The sequence below is a fragment of the Pseudomonas sp. Sample_16 genome, assembly GCF_004307665.1.
In the GTDB taxonomy this organism is placed as follows: domain Bacteria; phylum Pseudomonadota; class Gammaproteobacteria; order Pseudomonadales; family Pseudomonadaceae; genus Aquipseudomonas.
Window position 1 is genome coordinate 71,935 of sequence record NZ_RCOB01000218.1, and the last position, 23,709, is coordinate 95,643.

Annotated in this window: 25 protein-coding genes; 18 read left to right on the forward strand and 7 right to left on the reverse strand. The window is 59.0% G+C overall.

The window, feature by feature from the left end:
- Window positions 1–15: 15 nt before the first annotated feature.
- The 4 genes from argB to D8U69_RS28610 all read left to right on the forward strand — a co-directional run bounded on the left by argB (window position 16) and on the right by D8U69_RS28610 (window position 2,296).
- Window positions 16–921 carry an acetylglutamate kinase gene (gene argB, locus D8U69_RS28595; protein WP_008047078.1) on the forward strand — a complete coding sequence of 302 codons (906 nt, stop codon included), beginning with the start codon at window positions 16–18 and terminating at the stop codon, window positions 919–921.
- Between the two features lie 202 nt (window positions 922–1,123).
- Window positions 1,124–1,336, forward strand: coding sequence for a hypothetical protein (locus D8U69_RS28600; protein WP_056854164.1), 213 nt, complete (start codon window positions 1,124–1,126; stop codon window positions 1,334–1,336).
- Between the two features lie 17 nt (window positions 1,337–1,353).
- Window positions 1,354–1,926: a hypothetical protein gene (locus D8U69_RS28605; RefSeq protein WP_130903801.1), complete on the forward strand. Its 573-nt coding sequence runs from the start codon at window positions 1,354–1,356 to the stop codon at window positions 1,924–1,926.
- Window positions 1,913–2,296 carry a hypothetical protein gene (locus D8U69_RS28610; RefSeq protein WP_130903800.1) on the forward strand — a complete coding sequence of 128 codons (384 nt, stop codon included), beginning with the start codon at window positions 1,913–1,915 and terminating at the stop codon, window positions 2,294–2,296. The genes D8U69_RS28605 and D8U69_RS28610 overlap by 14 nt, the downstream gene beginning before the upstream one ends.
- Before the next feature lie 203 nt (window positions 2,297–2,499).
- Here D8U69_RS28610 and pyrE read toward each other — a convergent pair whose 3' ends face one another.
- The gene (pyrE, locus tag D8U69_RS28615) at window positions 2,500–3,144 is read right to left on the reverse strand and encodes an orotate phosphoribosyltransferase (protein ID WP_008047079.1); all 645 of its coding nucleotides are present in this window, start codon (window positions 3,142–3,144) and stop codon (window positions 2,500–2,502) included.
- A gap of 82 nt (window positions 3,145–3,226) precedes the next feature.
- Here pyrE and D8U69_RS28620 point away from each other — a divergent pair, with 82 nt between their 5' ends.
- Window positions 3,227–4,006: an exodeoxyribonuclease III gene (locus D8U69_RS28620; protein ID WP_053163881.1), complete on the forward strand. Its 780-nt coding sequence runs from the start codon at window positions 3,227–3,229 to the stop codon at window positions 4,004–4,006.
- A 103-nt stretch (window positions 4,007–4,109) separates the two neighbouring features.
- On the opposite strand, the gene gltS is transcribed toward D8U69_RS28620, so the two are convergent.
- The 3 genes from gltS to rph form a co-directional block, all read right to left on the reverse strand.
- Entirely contained in the window at window positions 4,110–5,318 is a 1,209-nt protein-coding gene (gene gltS / locus D8U69_RS28625; RefSeq protein ID WP_056854167.1) for a sodium/glutamate symporter, read from the reverse strand.
- Window positions 5,319–5,643: 325 nt separating this feature from the next.
- The gene (locus tag D8U69_RS28630; protein WP_056854168.1) at window positions 5,644–6,012 is read right to left on the reverse strand and encodes a DUF4870 domain-containing protein; all 369 of its coding nucleotides are present in this window, start codon (window positions 6,010–6,012) and stop codon (window positions 5,644–5,646) included.
- Window positions 6,013–6,040: 28 nt separating this feature from the next.
- Window positions 6,041–6,763: a ribonuclease PH gene (gene rph, locus D8U69_RS28635; protein WP_047535109.1), complete on the reverse strand. Its 723-nt coding sequence runs from the start codon at window positions 6,761–6,763 to the stop codon at window positions 6,041–6,043.
- Window positions 6,764–7,030: 267 nt separating this feature from the next.
- Here rph and D8U69_RS28640 point away from each other — a divergent pair, with 267 nt between their 5' ends.
- The 6 genes from D8U69_RS28640 (at window position 7,031) to D8U69_RS28665 (ending at window position 12,347) form a co-directional block, all read left to right on the forward strand.
- On the forward strand, window positions 7,031–7,894 hold the full coding sequence (locus D8U69_RS28640) for a YicC/YloC family endoribonuclease (RefSeq protein WP_056854169.1): 864 nt from the start codon (window positions 7,031–7,033) through the stop codon (window positions 7,892–7,894).
- 12 nt (window positions 7,895–7,906) lie between these two features.
- Complete coding sequence (gene gmk / locus D8U69_RS28645; RefSeq protein ID WP_056854170.1) at window positions 7,907–8,527, forward strand: guanylate kinase; 621 nt, start codon at window positions 7,907–7,909, stop codon at window positions 8,525–8,527.
- Window positions 8,528–8,694: 167 nt separating this feature from the next.
- Window positions 8,695–8,958 (forward strand): DNA-directed RNA polymerase subunit omega, encoded by a 264-nt coding sequence (gene rpoZ / locus D8U69_RS28650; RefSeq protein ID WP_007921129.1) that lies wholly within the window; start codon window positions 8,695–8,697, stop codon window positions 8,956–8,958.
- Between the two features lie 57 nt (window positions 8,959–9,015).
- The gene (gene spoT, locus D8U69_RS28655; RefSeq protein WP_056854171.1) at window positions 9,016–11,121 is read left to right on the forward strand and encodes a bifunctional GTP diphosphokinase/guanosine-3',5'-bis pyrophosphate 3'-pyrophosphohydrolase; all 2,106 of its coding nucleotides are present in this window, start codon (window positions 9,016–9,018) and stop codon (window positions 11,119–11,121) included.
- Between the two features lie 36 nt (window positions 11,122–11,157).
- Window positions 11,158–11,538 carry a RidA family protein gene (locus D8U69_RS28660; protein WP_003229509.1) on the forward strand — a complete coding sequence of 127 codons (381 nt, stop codon included), beginning with the start codon at window positions 11,158–11,160 and terminating at the stop codon, window positions 11,536–11,538.
- A 68-nt stretch (window positions 11,539–11,606) separates the two neighbouring features.
- The gene (locus tag D8U69_RS28665) at window positions 11,607–12,347 is read left to right on the forward strand and encodes a hypothetical protein (protein ID WP_130903797.1); all 741 of its coding nucleotides are present in this window, start codon (window positions 11,607–11,609) and stop codon (window positions 12,345–12,347) included.
- A 134-nt stretch (window positions 12,348–12,481) separates the two neighbouring features.
- On the opposite strand, the gene D8U69_RS28670 is transcribed toward D8U69_RS28665, so the two are convergent.
- Both D8U69_RS28670 and D8U69_RS28675 read right to left on the reverse strand, forming a co-directional pair.
- Complete coding sequence (locus D8U69_RS28670; protein WP_130903796.1) at window positions 12,482–13,339, reverse strand: SDR family oxidoreductase; 858 nt, start codon at window positions 13,337–13,339, stop codon at window positions 12,482–12,484.
- Between the two features lie 293 nt (window positions 13,340–13,632).
- Window positions 13,633–14,328 carry a CatB-related O-acetyltransferase gene (locus D8U69_RS28675; RefSeq protein ID WP_130903855.1) on the reverse strand — a complete coding sequence of 232 codons (696 nt, stop codon included), beginning with the start codon at window positions 14,326–14,328 and terminating at the stop codon, window positions 13,633–13,635.
- 570 nt (window positions 14,329–14,898) lie between these two features.
- On the opposite strand from D8U69_RS28675, the gene exbB reads away from it, so the two are divergent.
- The 6 genes from exbB to D8U69_RS28705 all read left to right on the forward strand — a co-directional run bounded on the left by exbB (window position 14,899) and on the right by D8U69_RS28705 (window position 21,712).
- Window positions 14,899–15,861: a tonB-system energizer ExbB gene (exbB, locus tag D8U69_RS28680; RefSeq protein WP_056854174.1), complete on the forward strand. Its 963-nt coding sequence runs from the start codon at window positions 14,899–14,901 to the stop codon at window positions 15,859–15,861.
- 6 nt (window positions 15,862–15,867) lie between these two features.
- Entirely contained in the window at window positions 15,868–16,296 is a 429-nt protein-coding gene (gene exbD, locus D8U69_RS28685; protein WP_056854175.1) for a TonB system transport protein ExbD, read from the forward strand.
- Entirely contained in the window at window positions 16,293–17,042 is a 750-nt protein-coding gene (locus D8U69_RS28690) for an energy transducer TonB (protein WP_056854176.1), read from the forward strand. The genes exbD and D8U69_RS28690 overlap by 4 nt, the downstream gene beginning before the upstream one ends.
- Window positions 17,043–17,218: 176 nt before the next feature.
- Entirely contained in the window at window positions 17,219–18,148 is a 930-nt protein-coding gene (locus D8U69_RS28695) for a hydrogen peroxide-inducible genes activator (RefSeq protein ID WP_056854177.1), read from the forward strand.
- Window positions 18,149–18,157: 9 nt separating this feature from the next.
- Window positions 18,158–20,233, forward strand: a complete 2,076-nt coding sequence (gene recG, locus D8U69_RS28700; protein WP_130908611.1) for an ATP-dependent DNA helicase RecG — start codon at window positions 18,158–18,160, stop codon at window positions 20,231–20,233.
- A 78-nt stretch (window positions 20,234–20,311) separates the two neighbouring features.
- Window positions 20,312–21,712, forward strand: a complete 1,401-nt coding sequence (locus tag D8U69_RS28705; RefSeq protein ID WP_056854179.1) for an aminoacyl-tRNA deacylase and HDOD domain-containing protein — start codon at window positions 20,312–20,314, stop codon at window positions 21,710–21,712.
- 119 nt (window positions 21,713–21,831) lie between these two features.
- Here the strand turns inward: D8U69_RS28705 and D8U69_RS28710 are convergent, their stop codons facing one another.
- Window positions 21,832–22,416, reverse strand: coding sequence for an ABATE domain-containing protein (locus D8U69_RS28710; RefSeq protein WP_056854180.1), 585 nt, complete (start codon window positions 22,414–22,416; stop codon window positions 21,832–21,834).
- Between the two features lie 130 nt (window positions 22,417–22,546).
- Here D8U69_RS28710 and D8U69_RS28715 point away from each other — a divergent pair, with 130 nt between their 5' ends.
- Entirely contained in the window at window positions 22,547–23,428 is an 882-nt protein-coding gene (locus D8U69_RS28715; RefSeq protein WP_056854181.1) for an alpha/beta hydrolase, read from the forward strand.
- Window positions 23,429–23,709 lie beyond the last annotated feature (281 nt).

Consider the following 23,709-nt stretch of genomic DNA (forward strand, 5'->3'; position numbering starts at 1 on the left):
CACCCGGAGCCCTGAATGACCCTCGAACGCGAAGCCGCCGCCAACACCGCCAAGGTCCTGTCCGAAGCGCTGCCTTACATTCGCCGCTATGTCGGCAAGACGCTGGTGATCAAATACGGCGGCAACGCGATGGAAAGCGAGGAGCTGAAAACCGGCTTCGCCCGCGACATCGTGCTGATGAAAGCCGTGGGGATCAACCCGGTGGTCGTTCACGGCGGTGGCCCGCAAATCGGTGACCTGCTCAAGCGTCTGTCGATCGAAAGCCATTTCGTCGACGGCATGCGCGTCACCGACGCCGCGACCATGGACGTGGTGGAAATGGTCCTGGGCGGCCAGGTCAACAAGGACATCGTCAATCTGATCAACCGACATGGCGGCAGCGCCATCGGCCTGACCGGTAAAGACGCCGAGCTGATTCGTGCGAAGAAGCTCACCGTCACCCGCCAGACCCCGGAAATGACCACGCCGGAAATCATCGACATCGGCCATGTGGGCGAAGTCGTCGGCATCAATACCGACCTGCTCAACCTGCTGGTCAAGGGCGATTTCATCCCGGTGATCGCGCCAATCGGCGTCGGCGCCAACGGTGAGTCGTACAACATCAACGCAGACCTGGTGGCCGGTAAAGTCGCCGAAGCGCTGAAAGCCGAGAAGTTGATGCTGCTGACCAACATCGCCGGCCTGATGGACAAGTCGGGGACGGTCCTGACCGGCCTGACCACCCAACAGGTCGACGATCTGATCGCCGATGGCACCATCTACGGCGGCATGCTGCCGAAGATCCGTTGCGCACTGGAAGCCGTCCAGGGCGGCGTGGGCAGCTCGCTGATCATCGATGGGCGCGTACCGAACGCGATTCTGCTGGAAATCTTCACCGATACCGGCGTGGGCACCTTGATCAGCAATCGCAAGCGTCCCTGATCAATAAAGACGAAAAAGATCGCAGCCTGCGGCAGCTCCAACTGGATGGTTTCGGATGTACGAAACTTCCGTAGGAGTTGAACAAGTCTGCGATCTTTTTTATGCCTACAGGAATTGCCCGACGCAAATAAGCGAAACGTCCGACATCCCAAAAGAAACAATCTGCATACGATCTTCCCTGAATCCACAGGAGATCTTCCCCATGCAAAAAGACTACGTTCCCTACGGCAGCGACGTTTCAGCAGGCACCTACGCATGCGCAGATTGCGGGCGCGAATACAGCAATCAATCAAAGACTTCTCTTCCACCGTGCCCGGACTTCCAACCAGGGACCCACGTACTCAATGGCTGGAACATCCTGACTGGCCAAGGTGATGCCGTGGCAGATCCGTACCCAAACGAGCCTGCCAAGTAATCACGGAGGTCTGAACCATGCAGATCTCGTTCACGATCGATGCCCAGGCTTTCAACCTCGAGCAGAAGGAGCCGGTGAAAAAGACCTTGAGGATTTCCGACAGCGAAATCGCCCATGCCCTGGAGCGAATAGCCAAGGCGAGCCTGACCGAATACCTGAAGATGCTGGTCGAAGGCGGCATGCCCAGCAGGGCCGATGAGGCCAAGCAGGATCGATTGCTCTACCTGATTCAAAGTTACTTCGGGCAAACGTTGCCCACTGAATCGCAGATATCGACGATTTTCCAACTGACGCAGAGCCAGAGTAAAACCCTGTTGAAAAACACGGTTTCACGGTTTCGCAATCAACTGGACGAGATCCTCCAGCACAGCATGCGATCAGTGATCGAAACGGCCGAGCATGCGCAGACGGTTTATCTGGTGGTGATCAGTTCAGACGTGATTCGCGATGAGCTGAACATGCTGATCACACAAAACGAGCCGACCTTCAAACCCATCACCAAACGCAAGGGCAGTGCCGGGCAGTTCGAAATCAGCGAAGACTCCCACGCTTTGTTGTGCCAAACCCTGAGGCTCAATGCCGTTCAGTGACATTGTCGCGGTCAGCGGCTTGCTGCTGACCCTGACCACATTCATGTTCAACCTGGCTTGGCCACGGTTGCATGAGGCGCTGGAACTGGATGACAAAGAGTCAGGCCCGTTGGCCAGAAAACGCAGCCGGGGGAAAGTGCTGGGGGTTTTGTTTAGCCGCGCCGTACCGCTGACGTGCGCCTTCATGGCGCTGTTTTACGTCAACTTGCCAGCCGCCGTGAGGATCATGAGAAGCAGCACGCTGGATCTATGGGATTTCAACGTGGACCGAACGCTTTACGTGTTAGTCGTCGTGGCACTGCTGGTGTTTGCGCTGTTCAACCTGGGGTTGGCATTAAAACTGGTCGGAAAATGGCGGAAACTGCGCTGACGACTCAAAACAAAAGACCCCACTCAGCCTGGCTGAGCGGGGTCTTTTTCTGCCTGCAATCCCTGCGACAATCCACTTTTTGTGGCGAGGGAGCTTGCTCCCGCTTGAGTGCGCAGCACTCACAAACTTTTTGGGTCTGCTACGCAGCCCAGCGGGAGCAAGCTCCCTCGCCACACAGGCTCGCTCCCACAGGGGGATTGTGGTCAGACGCCGAACTGCGCGCGGTAGGCTTCAACCGCCGGCAAATGCTGCTTGAGCTGCGGATCATCGGCCAGGAACTCCAGCACCTGGTTCAACGAGACAATGCTGATCACCGGGATACCGAAATCACGCTCGACTTCCTGGATCGCCGACAACTCACCATTGCCACGTTCTTGACGGTTCAGGGCAATCAGCACGCCAGCTGCCTTGGCGCCGTCCTGGGAAGCGATGATCTGCATCACTTCGCGGATAGCGGTGCCGGCGGTGATCACGTCGTCGATGATCAGCACATCGCCGGTCAAAGGCGCGCCGACCAGGCTGCCGCCCTCGCCGTGGGCCTTGGCTTCCTTGCGGTTGAAACACCATGGCAGGTCACGGTTGTGATGCTCGGCCAATGCCACGGCAGTGGTCGCCGCCAAAGGGATGCCTTTGTAGGCAGGACCGAACAGAACATCGAACGCAATACCGCTTTCGGCGATGGCAGCGGCGTAGAAACGACCCAGCTGCGCCAGGGCCGAACCTGAATTGAACAGGCCCGCATTGAAGAAGTAAGGACTGGTACGCCCGGACTTCAGGGTGAACTCACCGAAGCGCAAAACGCCGCGATCGATGGCAAAACGAATGAAATCGCGCTGATACGCTTGCATGAAAAAAACCCCAAATACCACGGATTTAGCTAATTAGCTTGACGCCGTGTATCATACACGCACGCGATTTTTGGGGCCATTTATGCGGATCATCAGTGTGAACGTCAATGGTATTCAGGCTGCAGTCGAGCGAGGTTTGCTCAGTTGGCTGCAAGCACAGAATGCCGACGTCATCTGCCTGCAGGACACCCGTGCCTCCGCCTTTGAACTGGACGATCCAGCCTTCCAACTGGATGGATACTTCCTTTATGCCTGCGACGCCGAAGTCCCCGCCCAAGGTGGCGTGGCTTTGTACTCGCGGTTGCAACCGAAGGCTGTCATCAGCGGTCTCGGTTTCGAGACGGCCGACCGCTACGGGCGCTACCTGCAAGCCGATTTCGACAAAGTCAGTATTGCAACCTTGTTGCTGCCATCGGGCATGAACGGCGATGAAGACTTGAACCAGAAGTTCAAGCTTATGGATGACTTCGCCAAGTACCTGGACAAGCAACGGCGCAAACGCCGCGAGTACATTTATTGTGGCTCGCTGTATGTGGCGCAACAGAAGCTGGACATCAAGAACTGGCGCGACAGCCAGCAATCTCCGGGCTTCCTGGCGCCTGAACGGGCCTGGATGGACGAGATTGTCGGCAACATGGGGTATGTCGATGCCCTTCGCGAAGTCAGCCGTGAAGGTGACCAGTACAGCTGGTGGCCAGACAACGAACAGGCCGAAATGCTCAACCTCGGCTGGCGCTTCGATTACCAGCTGCTGACCCCGGGTCTGCGCCGCTTCGTACGCAGCGCACGCTTGCCGCGTCAGCCACGGTTCTCGCAGCATGCGCCGCTGATCGTGGACTACGATTGGACGCTGACGATCTAAACACTTGTCGCTGACAATGAAGTTCGACGTTGTTCGAAGATAAAAAAATGCCCGTATCGCAGGATACGGGCATTTTTTATGGCGGTGCTCAGTGACCGGTACTTCAAGCAGCGCCGAAAAACGGCAGCGCCAGATACAACTTGATCACGATGACATTGATAATGTCGATAAAGAAAGCCCCCACCATCGGCACAACCAGAAACGCTATTTGCGAAGGTCCATAGCGCTGTGTCACGGCCTGCATGTTGGCGATGGCAGTTGGTGTTGCACCCAGTCCAAAGCCGCAATGTCCTGCCGCCAGCACGGCCGCGTCGTAGTTACTGCCCATGATTCTGAATGTTACGAATATCGCAAAGAGCGCCATGACCATCGTTTGCGCGGCCAGAATTATAAAGAACGGCAAGGCCAGTGCCGCCAGATCCCACAACTTGAGTGACATCAGCGCGATCGCCAGGAACAGCGACAAACTGACATTCCCCAACACAGAGACTTCGCGCTCGAACACCTGGTACAAGCCCAACGCTGAAAGCCCGTTTCGTAAAAGCACACCCACAAACAATACGCAGACGAACGTCGGCAACTCAAATGCGGTTTCGCGGAGCATGCCATTGAGGAGATTGCCCGCGAGTAAGCTGACCGCGATCAGTGCGAGTGTTTCAATGAAGGAAAACGGGGTGATTGAGCGTTCTTTGTTCGGTTGCTCGAAGCCTTTTGGTATCCGCGGCTTGTCTTGCTCGCGGCAGCCGGGCACCTGAGTCCGTTTGATCAGCAGGCGAGCGACCGGCCCACCAATCAAACCGCCCAGCACCAAGCCAAACGTCGCGGAGGCCATCGCAAGTTCAGAGGCGGAAGCCAGACCGTACTTCTCACTGAACGTCGCCCCCCATGCAGCCCCGGTACCGTGACCACCCGCCAGCGTCACCGAGCCTGTCAGCAGCCCCATCAGGGGATCGAGCCCCAAAGCCGTTGCCAATCCAATGCCCATGGCGTTCTGCACCACCAGCAAGCCGGTGACCGCCAATACAAACATTCCCACTATGCGTCCGCCTTTTTTCAGGCTGGCGAAGTCTGCACTCAACCCGATCGTGGCGAAAAACGCCAACATCAATGGCGTTTGTAGCGAGGTATCAAATCGGACTTCCATATCGAGCGATCGTAATACCAAAAGAACCAAGGCTACCAATAAGCCGCCTGCTACAGGCTCAGGAATATTGTAAGCGCGCAAAAAGCCGACACGTGTGACGAGCCCGCGCCCCAGCAAAAGAACCAAGGAAGCGGCGACAAGTGTTCCATAAAAATCGAGTTGAACCATTGGGATAATCTTGGGTTTTCATTCAGAGGCGAACTGTTTACCTGGACACGCCTATTGAACAGGTTGATTGTTTTCAACACTGATTGCTTTTACTTTCAGGATCCGTCAATGGCCTGAATATATCGAAATATTTCTTAGAGGTATTTCGTGCGACAACTTTAACAATCGTAAAGTCTTACTGCCAAGGATGCGGGAAGAGCTGATGTCTTGCAGTTGTGACCAAACATGTAAAGAAGTAAGCGCAGATTACAAGAACAAGTAACTTGATAATAAAAACGCAAATGCCCCGACAAGTCGGGGCATTTCGCTAACAGCATCTACAGGCTTACTTGATCAACCGCCACGTAAACGGATACCGATACGGAAACCCTTCGTTAGCCTTGACCCCGGCGATAATCGTCAGTACCAACGCACCTATCGCCACCAGACCGAACAGGAAGAACCCGACAATCACCACCATCAGCAAGAAACAAATGGCAGAAGCAATGGCGACGGTGATCTGAAAGTTCAGCGCCTCCTTGCCTTGCGCATCGACGAACGGGTCCATCTCACGCTTCATCTGCCAGAGAATCAACGGGCCGATCAGGGTACCGAACGGAATCCAGATCCCCAACAAGGCAGACAAGTGACAAAACATTGCCCACTGCCGAACTTCTTTGCTCGGGGTGGGAAGCAGCTGTTGTTCTTCACTCATGGCGTCCTCCTTGTGTACTTCGGTCCGATCAGTCTGCCAGCGCAGCCTTTTGCAGATCGAAAATCTCGTTCATGCCTTTCTTTGCCAGTTCCAGCATGGCATTCAATTCTTCCGGCTGGAACGGTGCGCCTTCGGCAGTGCCCTGAACTTCGATGAACCCGCCAGTGCTGGTCATCACCACGTTCAGGTCGGTCTCTGCCGCCGAATCTTCCAGGTAATCAAGGTCGAGCACTGGCTCGCCCTGGTACATGCCGACCGACACCGCACCGATCATTTGCTTGAGCGGGTCGCCGCCTTTGAGGCCGCCGCGCTTCTTGATCACTTTCAAGGCATCGACCAGGGCGACCATGGCGCCGGTGATGGACGCGGTGCGAGTACCGCCATCGGCCTGGATCACATCGCAGTCAACGTAAAGGGTGACGTCGCCCAGCTTGGACATGTCCAGCGCAGCACGCAGGGAACGCCCGATCAAGCGCTGGATTTCCAGGGTACGGCCGCCTTGCTTGCCGCGGCTCGCCTCACGCTGGTTACGCTCGCCGGTGGCGCGTGGCAGCATGCCGTACTCGGCGGTCAGCCAACCCTGGCCCTGGCCCTTGAGGAAGCGCGGCACGCCGTTTTCGACGCTGACGGTGCAGATGACCTTGGTATCACCGAACTCGACCAGTACAGATCCCTCGGCATGTTTGGTGTAGTTGCGGGTAATGCGGATCGAGCGGAGCTGATCGGCAGCGCGACCACTTGGACGTTTCATAAGGGATACCTGTACGGGGACGGAAAACTGCGAAGCATTATAGAGCCGCCAGCCACGCCTGGGCACTTCTAAAAAATTACTCGGACGAGCGAAGGCTCTGAACAGCCCGTGCCCGACGACCTGCAGCCGATTGTCACTCCGTGTGTTTGGGCGCATTGGCGCCACTGCGCTACAATCCTGCGCCTTTGCTGCCAGTCGGCTTTAATTCATTGATATCGGATTGCCTGAACATCAGTTCCGCGCCGATCTGCACTGCGAGGTACCTCCATGGTGCACAGCATGACCGCCTTCGCCCGCGTCGAAAGCGCCGGCGTCCAAGGCACCCTGAGCTGGGAACTGCGCTCGGTCAACAGCCGCTACCTGGAACCCCACCTGCGCCTGCCGGAGTCCTTTCGCGACCTCGAAGGTGCCGTCCGTGAAGCCCTGCGCCAAGGTGTATCCCGGGGCAAGCTCGAATGCACCCTGCGCTTCACCGAAGAAAACACCGGCAAACCGCTGCAAGTCGACCAGGCACGCGCCGCACAACTGGTCGCCGCCGCCGAGACCGTTGCCAGCCTGATCAAGAACCCGGCAGCACTGAACCCGCTGGAAGTCCTGGCCTGGCCCGGCGTACTTGTAGGTGACGCCACCGACCCGCAAGCCTTGAATGCCCAGGCACTGGCGCTGTTCAACCAGGGCCTGAAAGAGCTCAAGGCCGGACGCGAGCGAGAGGGCGCGGAGCTGGCACGGCTGATCAATGAGCGCCTGACGTCCATTGAAGAAGACGTGGTGACCCTGCGTGAACTGGTTCCGCAAATGCTCGCCACCCAGCGCCAGAAAGTGCTTGATCGTTTCGCCGACATGAAGGCCGAGATGGACCCACAGCGTCTGGAGCAGGAAATGGTCATGCTCGCGCAGAAAAGCGACGTCGCCGAAGAACTGGATCGCCTGAGCACTCACATCATCGAAGTTCGTCGTGTACTCAAGTCTGGCGGCGCCGCCGGTCGGCGCCTGGACTTCCTGATGCAGGAGCTCAACCGCGAAGCCAACACCCTGGGCTCCAAAGCCTTCGACCCGCGCAGCACCCAAGCGGCGGTCAACCTGAAAGTGTTGATCGAGCAGATGCGTGAACAAGTGCAGAATATTGAGTAAGGCAACCCCGACATGACCCACAGCACCGGCACCCTCTACATCATTTCCGCCCCATCGGGCGCGGGCAAAAGCAGCCTGGTCAAGGCCCTGACCGACGCCGATCCGGAAATTCGCGTTTCGGTCTCGCACACCACCCGCGCCATGCGCCCCGGTGAAGTGAACGGCGTGAACTATCACTTCGTCGAGCGCAGCGAGTTCGTGAAGATGATCGAACACGGGGATTTCCTCGAGCGCGCCGAAGTGTTCGGCAATCTCTACGGGACCTCGCAGAGCCACTTGCAGCAGACCCTGGACGAAGGACACGACCTGATTCTGGAAATCGACTGGCAAGGCGCCGAGCAAGTGCGCAAGCTGATGCCTCAGGCCCGTTCGATTTTCATCTTGCCGCCGTCACTTGAAGCCCTGCATCAGCGCCTGACCAATCGCGGCCAGGACAGCGACGAAATCATCGATGGCCGGATGCGCGAAGCCGTCAGCGAGATGAGCCACTATGTCGACTATGACTACCTGATCATCAACGACGATTTCGCCCACGCACTGCACGATCTGAAGGCGATTTTTCGCGCCAATCAGCTGATTCAGAAGCGCCAGCAACAGCGCCACGGCAAATTGCTGGCTGAATTGCTCGGTTAAAGAGCACTTCCCAAAACCGCTGCAAGGGCTTTACATTGGCACTTGCAGCGCGTTGAAGGGCTTGATCAAAAAATCAGCGCTTCCCTAATCGCTGGTGATTTTTTAAACTGTTGAGTCCGCTCGCCCATCCGGGCAGCGCGCATATTGCATTTGCTACGAGGAAGACCATGGCCCGCGTAACCGTTGAAGACTGCCTAGAACACGTGGATAACCGCTTTGAGCTGGTCATGCTCTCTACCAAGCGTGCCCGTCAACTGGCCACCGGCGGCAAAGAGCCGAAAGTAGCCTGGGAAAACGACAAGCCTACCGTCGTCGCCCTGCGTGAAATCGCTGAAGGCCTGATCGACTACGCAGCTATCGCTGAAGCCGAAATCGTTGAAGATGAACCGCTTTTTGCTGCATTCGAGGACGAGTCCAACGAGGCCGTCTAAGCCTATGCCTGGTCGACGTAGCACGGCGCGGGATCACAGCTTACGGCAGGAGACATCATGCCGAGCATAGACGCCCTCGCCGATCGCTTATCGACCTACCTCGGCAAAGACCAGGTCAACCTGGTCCGCCGAGCGTATTTCTACGCCGAACAAGCCCACGACGGCCAACGCCGCCGTAGCGGCGAGGCGTATGTCACGCATCCTCTTGCCGTGGCCAATATTCTTGCCGACATGCACATGGACCATCAGAGCCTGATGGCGGCCATGCTGCATGACGTGATCGAAGACACCGGTATCGCCAAGGAAGCGCTGCAAGCGCAGTTCGGCGAAACCGTGGCCGAACTGGTTGATGGGGTCAGCAAACTGACCCAGATGAACTTCGAGACCAAAGCCGAAGCCCAGGCCGAAAACTTCCAGAAAATGGCCATGGCCATGGCGCGTGACATTCGCGTGATCCTGGTCAAGCTGGCCGACCGCCTGCACAACATGCGCACGCTGGAAGTGCTGTCCGGCGAAAAACGCCGGCGCATCGCCAAGGAAACCCTGGAGATCTATGCGCCCATCGCCAACCGGCTGGGCATGCACGCCATCCGCATAGAATTCGAAGACCTCGGCTTCAAGGCCATGCACCCGATGCGTTCCGCGCGGATCTACCAGGCGGTCAAGCGCGCCCGGGGCAACCGCAAGGAAATCGTCAACAAGATCGAAGAGTCCCTCAGCCATTGCCTGGCCGTCGACGGCATTCAGGGCGAGGTCAGCGGTCGCCAGAAACACCTCTACGGCATCTACAAGAAAATGCGCGGCAAGCGTCGGGCCTTCAACGAGATCATGGACGTCTATGCGTTCCGGATCATCGTCGACAAGGTCGATACCTGCTACCGCGTGCTGGGTGCTGTACATAATTTGTACAAACCGCTGCCGGGTCGCTTCAAGGACTACATCGCGATTCCCAAGGCCAACGGCTACCAATCGCTGCACACCACACTGTTCGGCATGCACGGCGTACCGATCGAGATCCAGATCCGCACCCGCGAAATGGAAGAAATGGCCAACAACGGCATCGCCGCCCATTGGCTGTATAAATCCAGCGGCGACGAGCAGCCAAAAGGCACGCACGCCCGCGCTCGCCAGTGGGTCAAAGGCGTGCTGGAAATGCAGCAGCGTGCGGGCAACTCGCTGGAATTCATCGAAAGCGTGAAGATCGACCTGTTCCCGGACGAGGTCTACGTGTTCACGCCCAAAGGCCGGATCATGGAGCTGCCCAAAGGCTCCACGGCGGTCGATTTCGCTTACGCGGTGCACACCGATGTCGGCAACAGTTGCATTGCCTGCCGGATCAACCGCCGTCTCGCGCCGCTGTCCGAACCGCTGCAAAGCGGCTCCACGGTCGAGATCGTCAGCGCGCCCGGCGCGCGGCCGAATCCGGCGTGGCTCAATTTCGTGGTCACCGGCAAGGCGCGGACACACATCCGCCATGCGCTCAAGCTGCAACGTCGCTCCGAATCCATCAGCCTGGGCGAACGCCTGCTGAACAAGGTCCTCAACGGTTTCGACAGCTCGCTGGAGAAAATCCCGGCCGAGCGGGTCAAGGCGATGCTGGTTGAATACCGCCAGGAACTGATCGAAGACTTGCTGGAAGACATTGGCCTGGGCAATCGCATGGCTTATGTGGTGGCTCGTCGACTGCTCGGCGAAGGCGAACAGTTGCCAAGCCCGGAAGGTCCGCTGGCAATTCGTGGCACCGAAGGGTTGGTACTCAGCTATGCCAAATGCTGTACGCCAATCCCGGGCGACCCGATTGTCGGCCACCTGTCCGCAGGCAAAGGCATGGTCGTGCACCTGGACAACTGCCGCAACATCAGCGAAATCCGTCATAACCCGGAAAAATGCATCCAGCTGTCATGGGCCAAAGACGTCACCGGCGAATTCAACGTCGAGCTGCGCGTGGAGCTGGAACACCAGCGTGGCCTGATCGCGCTGCTGGCCAGCAGCGTCAACGCGGCCGACGGCAACATCGAGAAAATCAGCATGGACGAACGCGATGGTCGTATCAGCGTGGTCCAGTTGGTGGTCAGCGTGCACGACCGTGTACACCTGGCCCGCGTGATCAAGAAACTGCGTGCCCTCACCGGGGTGATTCGCATCACCCGCATGCGTGCATAGCGCACAAACGTTGCCACCTCTTACAAGGAGTCATCAATGACCAAGACCGTTATCACCAGCGACAAGGCCCCGGCCGCCATCGGTACTTACTCCCAGGCGATCAAGGCAGGCAACACCGTTTACATGTCCGGTCAGATTCCACTGGACCCAAAGACCATGGAACTGGTTGAAGGCTTCGAAGCCCAGACCGTCCAGGTGTTCGAGAATCTCAAAGCCGTGGCTGAAGCCGCCGGCGGTTCGTTCAAGGACATCGTCAAGCTGAACATCTTCCTCACCGACCTGAGCCACTTCGCCAAGGTCAACGAGATCATGGGCAAATACTTCGACCAACCGTACCCAGCTCGCGCCGCTATCGGCGTAGCAGCCCTGCCCAAGGGTTCGCAGGTTGAAATGGATGCCATCCTGGTCATCGAGTAATGCGTGCGGCGCAGCCTATGGCTGCGCCAACGGCTCTGCTGTAAAGAAAGCTTGAAAGGATTCCACCCATGCGCAAAGCGCTTGCTCTCTCGCTGCTCGCCCTGTTCCTGGGCGGATGTGCCAGCGACCCTGCCGACCGTGATATCAGCGGCACCTGGATCAACCAGGTGGCGATTGACGCTGCATCCAAAGGCGTTCCCCTGCGTGAAGCGCTCCAGGCCTATGGCCCGAACCTGGAATGGGACGTCAACACCAAGGCCGGCCAGGCCCGCTACACCAATGGTTTTGAAAATGTCGACGGCAAGCTGCTCGGCGAAGAGTCCGGCGCCTGGAAAATCGACTTTTATGGCAGCTCCGGTAGCGAGCTCAAGCGCGACGGCAAACAATTGAGCCAGGCCGCCAGCGAAAACGAACCGGCCCAGGTCTTCGACCGTGCGTCGATTCCGGTACCGGATGGCGCTCCGATCGGCGCCAGCTTTGAACGCGCGCTGTATTCAGCCTACATGGGCGGCAGCTGGAAAGTCGTCAGCGGCCCCGGTGAAGGCAATACCGTGCAGTTCCAGGCCGACGGCCAAGTGACCGGCCTGCCAGGGAGTGACCGCTATGCCCTGTGTCTGGCGGGTGATTGCGCATCGATGAGCGGCGGCAACGACAACATGTGGCTGCAACTCAACGGCCAGGGAAATGCCTGGATCTTTGCCCGCAAAGGCAAAGAACTGGAAATCTTCCAGACCGTGAACACCGCGCAGGCGGATGAAATGCCCCAGTTCACTCCGGGTGATCGCAAGTGGTTGCTCGAGAAACAATAAGCAACCCATTGAAAGCCACCCGCTTGTAGGAGCCGGCTTGCTGGCGATAGGGCCTTCAAATTCAACATCTGCTTTGAATCTGATACTGCTATCGCCAGCAAGCCGGCTCCTACAGGTTTTCGGGTGACTGAACGTCAGCTGCGGCCTTCAAGAATGGCTGCATAACCTTCACGAAAGCTCGGATACTTTGGCGTCCAGCCCAATGCTTTCGCCCGTGCATTGCTGCAGCGCTTGCTGCCCGTGCGCCGCACGCTGGCATCATCGGCCCATTCGGTCACACCCAGATACTCGCGCAACCAGCCCACGACATCCGCCAACGCTGCCGGTGCGTCATCGACGCCAATGTAGACGTCATCCAGCTTCACTGCGCGCCGATCCGCCTCAAGCAGGCACGCCATCAACCCAGCGGCGTCATCGGCATGAATCCGGTTGCCATACAGCGGAGGATCGACCGCCACCCGGTACCCGCGGCGGACCTGAGTCAGCAGCCATTCACGACCCGGACCGTAAATGCCGGTCAAACGCACGATGCTGGCTGGAATGCCGCTGTTGAGCGCGATCTGTTCGGCTTCGAGCATCACTCGCCCAGAGTAACCAGCCGCGATGGCCGGCGAAGTCTCGTCGACCCATTCGCCCGCCTGCTGGCCGTAGACACTGCTGCTGGACACGAACAACAGGCGATTGGGCACCTGCCCATAATCGTCGAGCCACTCCAATACATGCTGCAAGCCCTGGATATAAGCGGCACGGTAGCCCGCCTCATCGTGATCGGTGGCGGCTGCGCAATAGACCACGTAATCCACCGCACCGACCGGCCAGGTCTGCGGGCAGTCCTTATTGAACAGGTCGCCGGCAACGCCGATGACACCCTCGGGCAAGCGCGAAACGTCACGCCGCAACCCATGGACCTCCCACCCGCCAGCCAGCAGTTGCGTGGCGAGACGGCTGCCGACATCACCGCAACCGGCGATCAAAACAGAAGGCGCGGACATCAGAAAAACTCCCCTTGGAAACGCACAGACTAGCCCCGGTAATGGACGAGCGGCTAGCAATGAAGGAAAAAAAGATATGGGTCATTTACATGACTCCAAAGAACGCAACCTGGTGAACCGGATAGCGGACGCAAGCACACGGCTGCTCAGCGCAGAAGACATTTGCGAGAAGCTTTCCATCTTTCGCTCTACCTTCGATCGCTGGGTATAGAAAGCGCCACCCAAATCGTCGGGTAGCCCTTTTTATTGTCGACGATCCGCCGGATCAAACGGGAGGGCATGAATTAAATGCTTTAGCCGGTCAGCTGACAGCCTCGCCTGGTCACTCTGATTTTTTGGTATCGCGCCGCGTTCGAAGCCGTAACTTGCTCTAACTGCTCCAGGCACGCCGAAGGTTCGTCGAGTGATAGTTGCTTCAACGCTGCAACGTCAATATCCCACCACCGGCTCGCCAACATACGTTCAACCAAGGCTGGCGAGTGCCTGAACCGGATAACCTTGGCAGGCACGCCTGCGACGATGGCATAGGGCGGCACATCCTCAGCCACGACTGCGCGCGTGGCAATAACGGCGCCCGTTCCAACCTTCACCCCTTCCAGAATCATGGCGTTGTGACCAATCCACACGTCATGGCCAACCTCCGCCATTTCAGCCCTGGCTTGGTAAGCGAGCGGCGATGCGGTGTACTGAAAGGGATGTGAGCTCAACCACCCAGTAGGGTGCGTGTACTTTTCCTGACCGATGATCACCCCCGAACCAATCGAACAAAAACGGCCGATCGACGACACCAGCAATAGATGACCACCGCTGCGAATGTAGGTATGGGCGCCAATATCGAGACGTGGTGAATCGATATCAATCCTGCCCAAGGTAACGCCGTCCTCAAGGATCAATTCAGTCTTTTTGCTCAGGGAGTTCAATCCGCCGGCGAGCTTGCAATTACGCCCCCTAATCCAGCGCTTCCAGTACAAATTCTTTAGATAACTCACTTTGACTCCCTCCTGGTGCTTGATGCGCAATGCAGATCCTGGAGAGCTATTTCATCAGGAAGCGGATGAGCGGTATATCAGGAGTTTCTGAAATGGCCTGCATTTGAATAAAGCTGCTGGCAGGCTCAGGTGTTTCTTTCGCCTGAAGACGGCACCTGCCAGATCGGGAGCGGAAAACAAACGCGCCATAACAACCAAGACTTTCCCCGTCCGCCGACGGAATATGCGCGTTTTTGTGTGCAAATTTTTGCGCGGTGAAACCTCGTCCCCAAATCAGGCCCGGACAAAAACTTCGGTTTTCATTTTTTGACGGCCACAACCGGGACGATATGGAAATCGGAAATGTTCACATTACGTCAACAACCAGCGCCAATATGCGCTGAAAATTACAGAAGTAGTTGCGATCTCACTCAAGAAAGACCAGGCAACCAGTCATCGCGGGACGTAAATAAAGTTACTCTATTACTTTTGTTAACAAGAATTACTTGCAATAATGCACGCCACTTTTGTTCTCGGCCCTTCGAGGCCTGGAAGAACATGACCCGTTTTTCTCTCTCAGGTCCGGCCAGCATGACACGCAATCAACTCCCCGCTTCGCCAACCAAACGACCTCGCGCCTGGAGCGCAGTGGCCGCCGTGCTGCTCAGCCTGATGCTGGCGCCGACCGCCGCCTTCGCAGACGCACAAGCGCCTGCCACCCCGGCCGCCGCCGCATCCACCCCGGCCGAAAACGCCGCGCCTGTCGCGATCGACCCGGCCCAGCCAGCAGCCGCTTCGCAAGCGCTCGGCGAAAACGTCCCTGAAGTCCTCGAAGCCGACAACAGCCTGGGCATGGCGCATGACCTGTCGCCATGGGGCATGTACCAAAACGCCGACATCATCGTGAAGCTTGTGATGATTGGCCTGGCCATCGCGTCGATCATTACCTGGACCATCTGGATTGCCAAAGGCTTTGAGCTGATGGGCGCCAAGCGTCGTCTGCGCAGCGAAATCGCCCACCTGAAAAAAGCCACCACACTCAAAGAAGCCAGCGCCTCTGCGACCAAGCCGGGCACCCTCGCCAACCTGTTGGTCCATGATGCCCTGGAAGAAATGCATCTGTCGGCCAGCAGCCGCGAGAAAGAAGGCATCAAGGAACGCGTCAGCTTCCGCCTTGAGCGTCTGGTAGCAGCTTGCGGCCGCAACATGAGCAGCGGCACCGGCGTTCTCGCCACCATCGGTTCCACCGCTCCGTTTGTCGGCCTGTTCGGTACGGTGTGGGGCATCATGAACAGCTTCATCGGTATCGCTAAAACCCAGACCACCAACCTCGCCGTCGTGGCTCCCGGCATCGCCGAAGCCTTGCTGGCAACCGCACTCGGCCTGGTTGCGGCAATTCCTGCGGTGGTGATCTACAACGTGTTTGCGCGTTCCATCGCCGGTTACAAGGCGCAGGTGTCCGACGCTTCGGCAGAAGTCCTGCTGCTGGTCAGCCGCGACCTCGATCACCAGCCTGAGCGCAGTTCGCATCCGCACATGGTGAAAGTGGGGTAATCGGCCATGGGCCTGCATTTGAAAGAAGGCGCAGACGACGATCTGGCCGAAAACCACGAAATCAACGTCACGCCGTTCATCGACGTGATGCTGGTGCTGTTGATCATCTTCATGGTGGCGGCGCCGCTGGCGACCGTGGACATCAAGGTCGACCTGCCCGCCTCCACCGCCAAACCGGCGCCGCGGCCAGAGAAACCGGTGTTCCTCAGCGTCAAGGCCGACCAACGGCTGTTCCTCGGCGACGACGAAGTGAAAGCCGATGCCCTTGGCGCCACCCTCGACGCCAAGACCCAAGGCAAGAAAGACACGACGATCTTCTTCCAGGCCGATAAAGGCGTGGATTACGGTGATCTGATGAGCGTAATGGACAACCTTCGCTCGGCCGGTTATCTGAAGGTCGGCCTGGTCGGACTCGAGACGGCAGCCAAAAAATGATCGAGACGCGCCATAAGTTGACGCGTTACAGCGGTAGCCTGGCCATCGTGCTGGGTGTTCACGCGCTGGCCATCGCGCTGGCGCTGAACTGGACCGCCCGCCCGCCCATCGAACTGCCGCCGCAGGCAATGATGGTCGAGCTGGCGCCGGTTCCTGCCCCGCCACCGCCGGCACCGCCAAAGGTGATAACGCCGCCACAGCCACCAGCACCGGTGGAAGAACTGCCCATCCCGAAGCTGGCCGAAGCGCCCAAAGCCGAGATTGCGGTACCCAAGCCCAAGCCGCCCAAGCCCAAGCCGAAACCACCCAAGCCGGTGGAGAAAAAGCCTGAGCCGCCGAAGGAAAAACCATCCGAGGAAAAACCGAGCGACACGCAACCGACCCAGGCACCCACGGAGAAATCCGCTCAGCCGGCGCCCGGTCCGTCACCCGCACAAGTGGCGGCCAAGGCCAGTTGGGAAGGCACTCTGCTTGCGCACTTGGCCAAGTACAAGAAGTACCCGGCCAGCGCGCAATCGCGGGGCAAGGAAGGCTTGAACCGTCTGCGCTTTGTCGTGGATGCCGAAGGTAATGTGTTGTCGTTCGAACTGGTGGGCCGCTCCGGTAACGCCGATCTGGACCGGGCTACCCTGGACATGATCCGCCGCGCCCAGCCGCTGCCCAAACCACCGGCCGACATGCTGAACAACGGCTCCATCGAAATCGTTGCACCTTTTGTTTATTCGCTGGAAAAGCGTCGACGGTAAACGCCTCCCCGCGCTCATCGGCTCAAACCAGCCTGCAAGGCACCGAAAGGTGCCTTTTGCATATCTGGAAACGGCAAACACGCATTGCCCGGTGTCACTCAGCACATACTGTCTGATAACGTGCGTCTATCGATTGCAGCCGGTATGCTTGGCTCGCAACTTCATGGACGCTTGCTATGACTCTTACAGAATTACGCTACATCGTTACCCTCGCCCAAGAGCAGCACTTCGGCCACGCGGCCGAGCGTTGCCACGTCAGCCAACCGACCCTGTCGGTGGGCGTGAAAAAGCTTGAAGACGAACTCGGTGTGCTGATTTTCGAGCGCAGCAAAAGCGCCGTGCGCCTGACCCCGGTTGGCGAAGGCATTGTGGCTCAGGCCCAAAAGGTACTGGAACAAGCCCAGGGCATTCGCGAACTGGCACAAGCCGGCAAAAACCAGCTGACCGCGCCGTTGAAAGTCGGTGCGATCTACACCGTTGGCCCATACCTGTTCCCGCACCTGATCCCGCAACTGCACCGGGTCGCCCCGCAGATGCCGTTGTACATCGAAGAAAATTTCACCCACGTCCTGCGCGACAAGCTGCGCAACGGCGAACTCGACGCGATCATCATCGCGTTGCCGTTCAGCGAAGCCGACGTGCTGACGTTGCAGCTTTATGACGAACCGTTTTATGTCTTGATGCCGGCCCAGCACCCATGGACGCAAAAAGAATCCATCGACGCCAGCCTGCTCAACGACAAGAGCCTGCTGCTGCTCGGTGAAGGTCACTGCTTCCGTGATCAAGTGCTGGAGGCCTGCCCGACCCTGACCAAGGGCAACGACGGTGCCAAGCACACCACGGTCGAATCCAGCTCGCTGGAAACCATCCGTCACATGGTCGCGTCCGGTCTCGGCATCTCGATCCTGCCGTTGTCGGCAGTCGACAGTCACCACTACGCCCCTGGGGTGATCGAAGTTCGACCGCTGTCGGCTCCAGTCCCTTTCCGCACCGTGGCCATTGCCTGGCGCGCGAGCTTCCCGCGTCCGAAGGCCATCGAGATTCTCGCTGACTCCATTCGCCTGTGCTCGGTGGCTAAACCCGCTGCACCGGTAACGGCCGGTTAAGCCAACGCCATGACCGAGTTGTCGCAAGTGTCAGTGACGGCACTCAAGGGTGTCGGTGAATCCATGGCCGAAAAGCTGGCCAAGGTCGGTCTGGAAAATCTTCAGGACGTGCTGTTTCACCTGCCGTTGCGCTACCAGGATCGCACCCGCGTGGTGCCGATCGGCGCATTGCGCCCGGGCCAGGATGCGGTGGTCGAAGGCACCGTGAGCGGCGCCGACGTAGTCATGGGCCGCCGTCGCAGTCTGGTAGTACGCCTGCAGGACGGTACCGGCGGGCTCAGCCTGCGTTTCTACCATTTCAGCAATGCGCAAAAAGAAGGGCTTAAACGCGGTACTCGGGTTCGCTGTTACGGCGAAGCACGCCCCGGCGCATCGGGACTGGAAATTTATCACCCGGAGTACCGCGCCATCACCGGCGACGAACCGCCGCCCGTGGACGAGACACTCACGCCGGTCTACCCGCTCACCGAGGGCCTGACGCAGCAACGTTTGCGTCAACTGTGCATGCAAACCCTGACCTTGCTCGGCCCCAGCAGCCTGCCCGACTGGCTGCCCAACGAACTGGCCCGGGACTATCAACTGGCGCCACTGGCCGACGCGATCCGCTACCTGCACAACCCACCGGCCGATGCCGATGTCGACGAACTCGCCCTCGGTCATCACTGGGCGCAGCACCGCCTGGCCTTTGAAGAACTGCTGACCCATCAACTGTCCCAGCAACGTCTGCGCGAAAGCATGCGTGCGCTGCGTGCGCCGGCGATGCCCAAAGCCACCCGGCTGCCCGCCAGATACCTGGCCAACCTCGGCTTCAATCCCACCGGCGCCCAACAGCGGGTCGGCAACGAAATCGCCTACGACCTCAGCCAGCACGAGCCGATGTTGCGGCTGATTCAGGGCGATGTCGGCTCGGGTAAAACCGTGGTCGCCGCCCTCGCTGCGCTGCAAGCCCTGGAAGCGGGTTATCAGGTCGCGTTGATGGCGCCCACCGAGATTCTTGCCGAGCAACACTTCATCACCTTCAAGCGCTGGCTCGAACCGCTGGGCATCGAAGTCGCATGGCTGGCCGGCAAGCTCAAGGGCAAAAACCGCGTCGCCGCGCTGGAACAAATCGCCAATGGCGCGCCGATGGTGGTCGGCACTCACGCCCTGTTTCAGGACGAAGTGCAGTTCAAGAACCTGGCGCTGGTGATCATCGACGAGCAACACCGCTTCGGCGTACAACAGCGCCTTGCCTTGCGGCAGAAAGGCGTCGGCGGGCGGATGTGCCCGCATCAATTGATCATGACCGCCACGCCGATCCCGCGCACGCTGGCCATGAGCGCCTACGCCGACCTCGACACTTCGATCCTCGACGAATTGCCGCCCGGTCGAACTCCGGTCAACACCGTATTGATCACCGATACCCGCCGCGTCGAAGTCATCGAACGGGTGCGCAGCGCTTGTGCCGAAGGGCGTCAGGCCTATTGGGTGTGCACGCTGATCGAAGAATCCGAAGAGCTGACCTGCCAAGCCGCTGAAACCACCTACGAGGACCTGACTGCCGCGCTCGGTGAGCTGAAGGTCGGCTTGATTCACGGCCGCATGAAGCCGCTGGAAAAAGCCGCAGTGATGGCCGAGTTCAAGGCCGGCAACCTGCAACTGCTGGTGGCCACTACCGTTATCGAAGTCGGCGTGGACGTACCCAACGCCAGCCTGATGATCATCGAAAACCCTGAGCGCCTGGGCCTTGCACAACTGCACCAATTGCGCGGCCGCGTGGGCCGAGGCAGCGCGGCCAGCCATTGTGTTTTGCTCTACCATCCGCCGCTGTCACAGATCGGGCGCCAGCGCCTGGGCATCATGCGCGAAACCAACGACGGCTTTGTCATCGCCGAAAAAGACCTCGAACTGCGCGGGCCTGGCGAAATGCTCGGCACGCGGCAGACGGGCCTGCTGCAATTCAAGGTCGCCGACCTGATGCGTGATGCTGACTTGCTACCCGCGGTGCGCGATGCCGCTCAAGCCCTGCTGGAACGCTGGCCCGACCATGTCAGCCCGCTCCTCGACCGCTGGCTGCGTCACGGGCAGCAATACGGCCAAGTGTGAGCACCGTCGCAGTTTCTATCAGCTCGTTCCTACAGAGCTGGTTATACTCCTGCAATTGTTTTGAACTGGATCCAGACCATGACCGACGCAGCCCTCGCTCCCGAACTTCCGCACGCACCGTCGGTTATACGGATGCTGCTAGGCAAGCTGGGCATTGCCTATGAAGAGGTCCTGGACCATCACGGCCTGAATCCGGCGCGCAAGGTGCAAGCCGTCCTGCTCGATGACGCCGTTGGCACGCTGATGGTGCTGTTTGCGCAAAATCAGTTGCTCGACCTCAATCGCCTTACCGAACTCACCGGTCGCCGCCTCACGGCCGTACCGACTGAGCGCCTGGAAAAAATGCTCGGCAAACACAGCCTGAGCCTGCTGCCAGGCCTGCCATCACTGACTACCTCGCCCTGCCTGTACGAAGAAAGCTTGCTGCGTGAGCCGAGCCTGCTGGTCAATTCCGGCGAGCCGGGCGTGTTGCTGGAGATCTCCAGCGAAGCGTTCAAATCCATGCTCAGCAAAGCCAGCGCCGCCAACTTCGGCGAAGCGCTGACCAGCATCCGCCCGAACCTCGACCGCCCCGACGATGACCGCGAGGAAATCACCCAGGCCGTTCAAGCGTTCACCGCGCGACGCATCCAGCAACGCCTGGAAGCGACCATCGAAATTCCGCCACTGGCCGAAACCGCGCAAAAAATCATCAAGCTGCGCGTCGACCCCAACGCCACCATCGACGACATCACCGGCGTGGTCGAAACCGACCCGGCACTGGCCGCGCAAGTCGTGAGCTGGGCGGCCTCGCCGTACTACGCCTCGCCGGGCAAGATTCGTTCGGTAGAAGACGCCATCGTCCGGGTACTGGGTTTCGATCTGGTGATCAACCTGGCGCTGGGCCTGGCCCTGGGCAAAACCCTGAGCCTGCCCAAAGATCGTCCGCAACACAGCACGCCGTACTGGCAGCAATCGATCTACACCGCCGCCGTCATCGAAGGCCTGACCCGCGCCATGCCACGCGCCCAGCGCCCGGAAGCCGGCCTGACCTACCTGGCCGGCCTGCTGCACAACTTCGGCTACCTACTGCTGGCCCACGTGTTCCCGCCGCACTTTTCGCTGATCTGCCGTCACCTGGAGGTCAACCCGCACCTGTGCCACAGCTACATCGAACAACACCTGCTGGGCATCAGCCGTGAACAGATCGGCTCGTGGCTGATGCGCTATTGGGACATGCCCGAAGAACTGGCCACCGCGCTACGCTTCCAGCACGACCCGGCCTACGACGGCAACTACGCCGAGTACCCGAACCTGGTGTGCCTGGCAGTACGCCTGCTGCGCAGCCGCGGCATCGGCTCCGGCCCCGACGAAGACATCCCCGAAGCCCTGCTCGAACGCCTCGGCCTGAGCCGCGACAAGGCCAACGACGTGGTCAGCAAAGTCCTCGAAGCCGAAGTGCTGCTGCGCGAACTGGCCTCGCAATTTTCCCAGCCTTAAAAGCTACGCGGGCAAGCCACGCGCCCACAGGATTTGCGCAGTGCCTGTGGGAGCGACTGTCTTCACCGTTGCTCAATGGGTCGGACAGCATCTGCACTGATCGGACAGCCTCGCCAACTTCAGTCCGCTCCCCCCTGACGCCGCTTGCGGAACTCGGCGACCTTATGCCGGTTTCCGCACAGCGCCATGCTGCACCAGCGTCGTTTGTGCGACTTAGTGCGGTCGTAAAACATCAATGAACAGTCCGCGCTTTCGCATTTGCGCACGAGGCTGAAATCACCTTCGGCCAGCAGCTCGGCGGCGGTGTAGGCCAGGCGGCCAAGGCGTTGGTTAGTGGCGTCAGCCTGTCGGAAGCGATCGAGCAGCGGGACGCCCGCTTCCTCCCAGACCAGTTGCGGCACCGCTTGCAGCAGAAAGGTATTGAGTGCCGACGGGTCCGCCACGCGATTCTCCCGGCGAGCGGCGAGCAGGTCTTCGATGCAGTCGCGCAACGTGCGCAATCGGGCGAGCAATTGCCCGTCACCCACCACCATTTCATCCGCCGGTCCGAAGCCGATCTGCTCCAGCCACTGCGCCGCGTCGGCATCGCTGGTCAGCAGATCGCGGCGCTGACCGTCGACCATCATTTGTGTGTTCAACAGGTCCAGCGCCGGATGGTCGGCCAGTATCAGGGGTGTGGGCGGTTCGATGGGGGAGGCGGTCATGACAATGTCCGGTTGAGCCGATGCGCAGATTGTAACCTATAAAAATTATTTGACTAGTTACATGCCTTGTGCAGAATACATTCCTGTAACCGGTAAAATTCAATTTGACAAGTTACATGAGGGCTAAGCCATGACCGTGTCTCAACATATCCAGGTTGCCTACAAATCCGTCGAAGCCGATGGCGTCGAGGTTTTCTACCGAGAAGCGGGCGCTCCGGATGCACCAGTGCTGCTGCTGTTGCACGGATTCCCCAGCTCGTCGCACCAGTTCCGCGACCTGATCCCGCTGCTGGCGGACAAGTACCGGCTGATCGCGCCGGATCTGCCGGGATTCGGCTTCACCGAGGTTCCGGCGCAGCGCAATTACCGCTACACCTTCGATGCCATCGGCGAGACGATTCGCCAGTTTGTCGATGTGCTGGAACTCAATCGTTATGCGATGTACTTCTTCGACTACGGCGCGCCTACCGGCCTGCGCCTGGCACTGGCCTATCCGGAGCGGGTGAGCGCGATTGTTTCGCAGAACGGCAATGCCTATCTCGAAGGTCTGGGGGAGGCTTGGGCACCGATCCGCAAGTATTGGGCAGACCCGTCGCCGACCAATCGGCAGGTGATCAACGATGCCATCCTGCATCTGGAAGGCACCCGCTGGCAGTACGTGGAAGGGGTGAGCAATCCGGATCTCATCGCCCCCGAGGCTTACTATCTGGACGCGCTGTTGCTGGAACGGCCGGGTAACAAAGACATTCAGTTGGACCTGTTCTACGACTACCAGAACAACCTGAAGCTGTATCCGGCGTTTCAACAGTTCTTCCGCGATACAAAGTTGCCGACGTTGGCGATCTGGGGCAAGGGCGACCCGTTCTTCATTCCGCCAGGGGCTGAGGCCTACACGCGCGACAATCCGAATGCGGTGGTGGAGTTGCTGGATACGGGTCACTTTGCGCTAGAGACCCATGTCAAACATATCGCTCAGCGAATTGTTGAAGTAGTGGGCAACCACATCAATTGAGATGTGGACTGTCGACGCGCACCGTGGTGGGCGTCGGCAGTGTCTGTTGTCCAATGCATGACTGTGGGATCAAACGAAACGTATTACAGTGAGCATATTAATTCGGCAGACCTGTAACAGCCGCCCCCTCTCACGATAGTCGGCTTCTGGCCGATATCAGTCTCTGGTCAACGGCGGCTTTGATCGTGCTCGCTTCATGTCCACGGCTCGCACTGATGCGAGCGATTGTTCAGTTCGAACACCGATGGATGGACCAGGCGCTCGGACTACCCTCACGCATA

What these genes read in the sequence shown, in the direction of transcription:
- gltS (WP_056854167.1), bottom strand. Translation starts at nt 5,318, where the DNA reads ATGGTTCAACTCGATTTTTATGGAACACTTGTCGCCGCTTCCTTGGTT.
- exbD (WP_056854175.1), top strand. Translation starts at nt 15,868, where the DNA reads ATGGGCCTGCATTTGAAAGAAGGCGCAGACGACGATCTGGCCGAAAAC.
- D8U69_RS28600 (WP_056854164.1), top strand. Translation starts at nt 1,124, where the DNA reads ATGCAAAAAGACTACGTTCCCTACGGCAGCGACGTTTCAGCAGGCACC.
- spoT (WP_056854171.1), top strand. Translation starts at nt 9,016, where the DNA reads ATGCCGAGCATAGACGCCCTCGCCGATCGCTTATCGACCTACCTCGGC.
- argB (WP_008047078.1), top strand. Translation starts at nt 16, where the DNA reads ATGACCCTCGAACGCGAAGCCGCCGCCAACACCGCCAAGGTCCTGTCC.
- D8U69_RS28610 (WP_130903800.1), top strand. Translation starts at nt 1,913, where the DNA reads ATGCCGTTCAGTGACATTGTCGCGGTCAGCGGCTTGCTGCTGACCCTG.
- D8U69_RS28620 (WP_053163881.1), top strand. Translation starts at nt 3,227, where the DNA reads ATGCGGATCATCAGTGTGAACGTCAATGGTATTCAGGCTGCAGTCGAG.
- rpoZ (WP_007921129.1), top strand. Translation starts at nt 8,695, where the DNA reads ATGGCCCGCGTAACCGTTGAAGACTGCCTAGAACACGTGGATAACCGC.
- D8U69_RS28705 (WP_056854179.1), top strand. Translation starts at nt 20,312, where the DNA reads ATGACCGACGCAGCCCTCGCTCCCGAACTTCCGCACGCACCGTCGGTT.
- D8U69_RS28665 (WP_130903797.1), top strand. Translation starts at nt 11,607, where the DNA reads ATGCGCAAAGCGCTTGCTCTCTCGCTGCTCGCCCTGTTCCTGGGCGGA.
- D8U69_RS28660 (WP_003229509.1), top strand. Translation starts at nt 11,158, where the DNA reads ATGACCAAGACCGTTATCACCAGCGACAAGGCCCCGGCCGCCATCGGT.
- D8U69_RS28695 (WP_056854177.1), top strand. Translation starts at nt 17,219, where the DNA reads ATGACTCTTACAGAATTACGCTACATCGTTACCCTCGCCCAAGAGCAG.
- D8U69_RS28710 (WP_056854180.1), bottom strand. Translation starts at nt 22,416, where the DNA reads ATGACCGCCTCCCCCATCGAACCGCCCACACCCCTGATACTGGCCGAC.
- D8U69_RS28690 (WP_056854176.1), top strand. Translation starts at nt 16,293, where the DNA reads ATGATCGAGACGCGCCATAAGTTGACGCGTTACAGCGGTAGCCTGGCC.
- D8U69_RS28715 (WP_056854181.1), top strand. Translation starts at nt 22,547, where the DNA reads ATGACCGTGTCTCAACATATCCAGGTTGCCTACAAATCCGTCGAAGCC.
- D8U69_RS28630 (WP_056854168.1), bottom strand. Translation starts at nt 6,012, where the DNA reads ATGAGTGAAGAACAACAGCTGCTTCCCACCCCGAGCAAAGAAGTTCGG.
- D8U69_RS28640 (WP_056854169.1), top strand. Translation starts at nt 7,031, where the DNA reads ATGGTGCACAGCATGACCGCCTTCGCCCGCGTCGAAAGCGCCGGCGTC.
- exbB (WP_056854174.1), top strand. Translation starts at nt 14,899, where the DNA reads ATGACACGCAATCAACTCCCCGCTTCGCCAACCAAACGACCTCGCGCC.
- rph (WP_047535109.1), bottom strand. Translation starts at nt 6,763, where the DNA reads ATGAAACGTCCAAGTGGTCGCGCTGCCGATCAGCTCCGCTCGATCCGC.
- pyrE (WP_008047079.1), bottom strand. Translation starts at nt 3,144, where the DNA reads ATGCAAGCGTATCAGCGCGATTTCATTCGTTTTGCCATCGATCGCGGC.
- D8U69_RS28670 (WP_130903796.1), bottom strand. Translation starts at nt 13,339, where the DNA reads ATGTCCGCGCCTTCTGTTTTGATCGCCGGTTGCGGTGATGTCGGCAGC.
- D8U69_RS28605 (WP_130903801.1), top strand. Translation starts at nt 1,354, where the DNA reads ATGCAGATCTCGTTCACGATCGATGCCCAGGCTTTCAACCTCGAGCAG.
- gmk (WP_056854170.1), top strand. Translation starts at nt 7,907, where the DNA reads ATGACCCACAGCACCGGCACCCTCTACATCATTTCCGCCCCATCGGGC.
- recG (WP_130908611.1), top strand. Translation starts at nt 18,158, where the DNA reads ATGACCGAGTTGTCGCAAGTGTCAGTGACGGCACTCAAGGGTGTCGGT.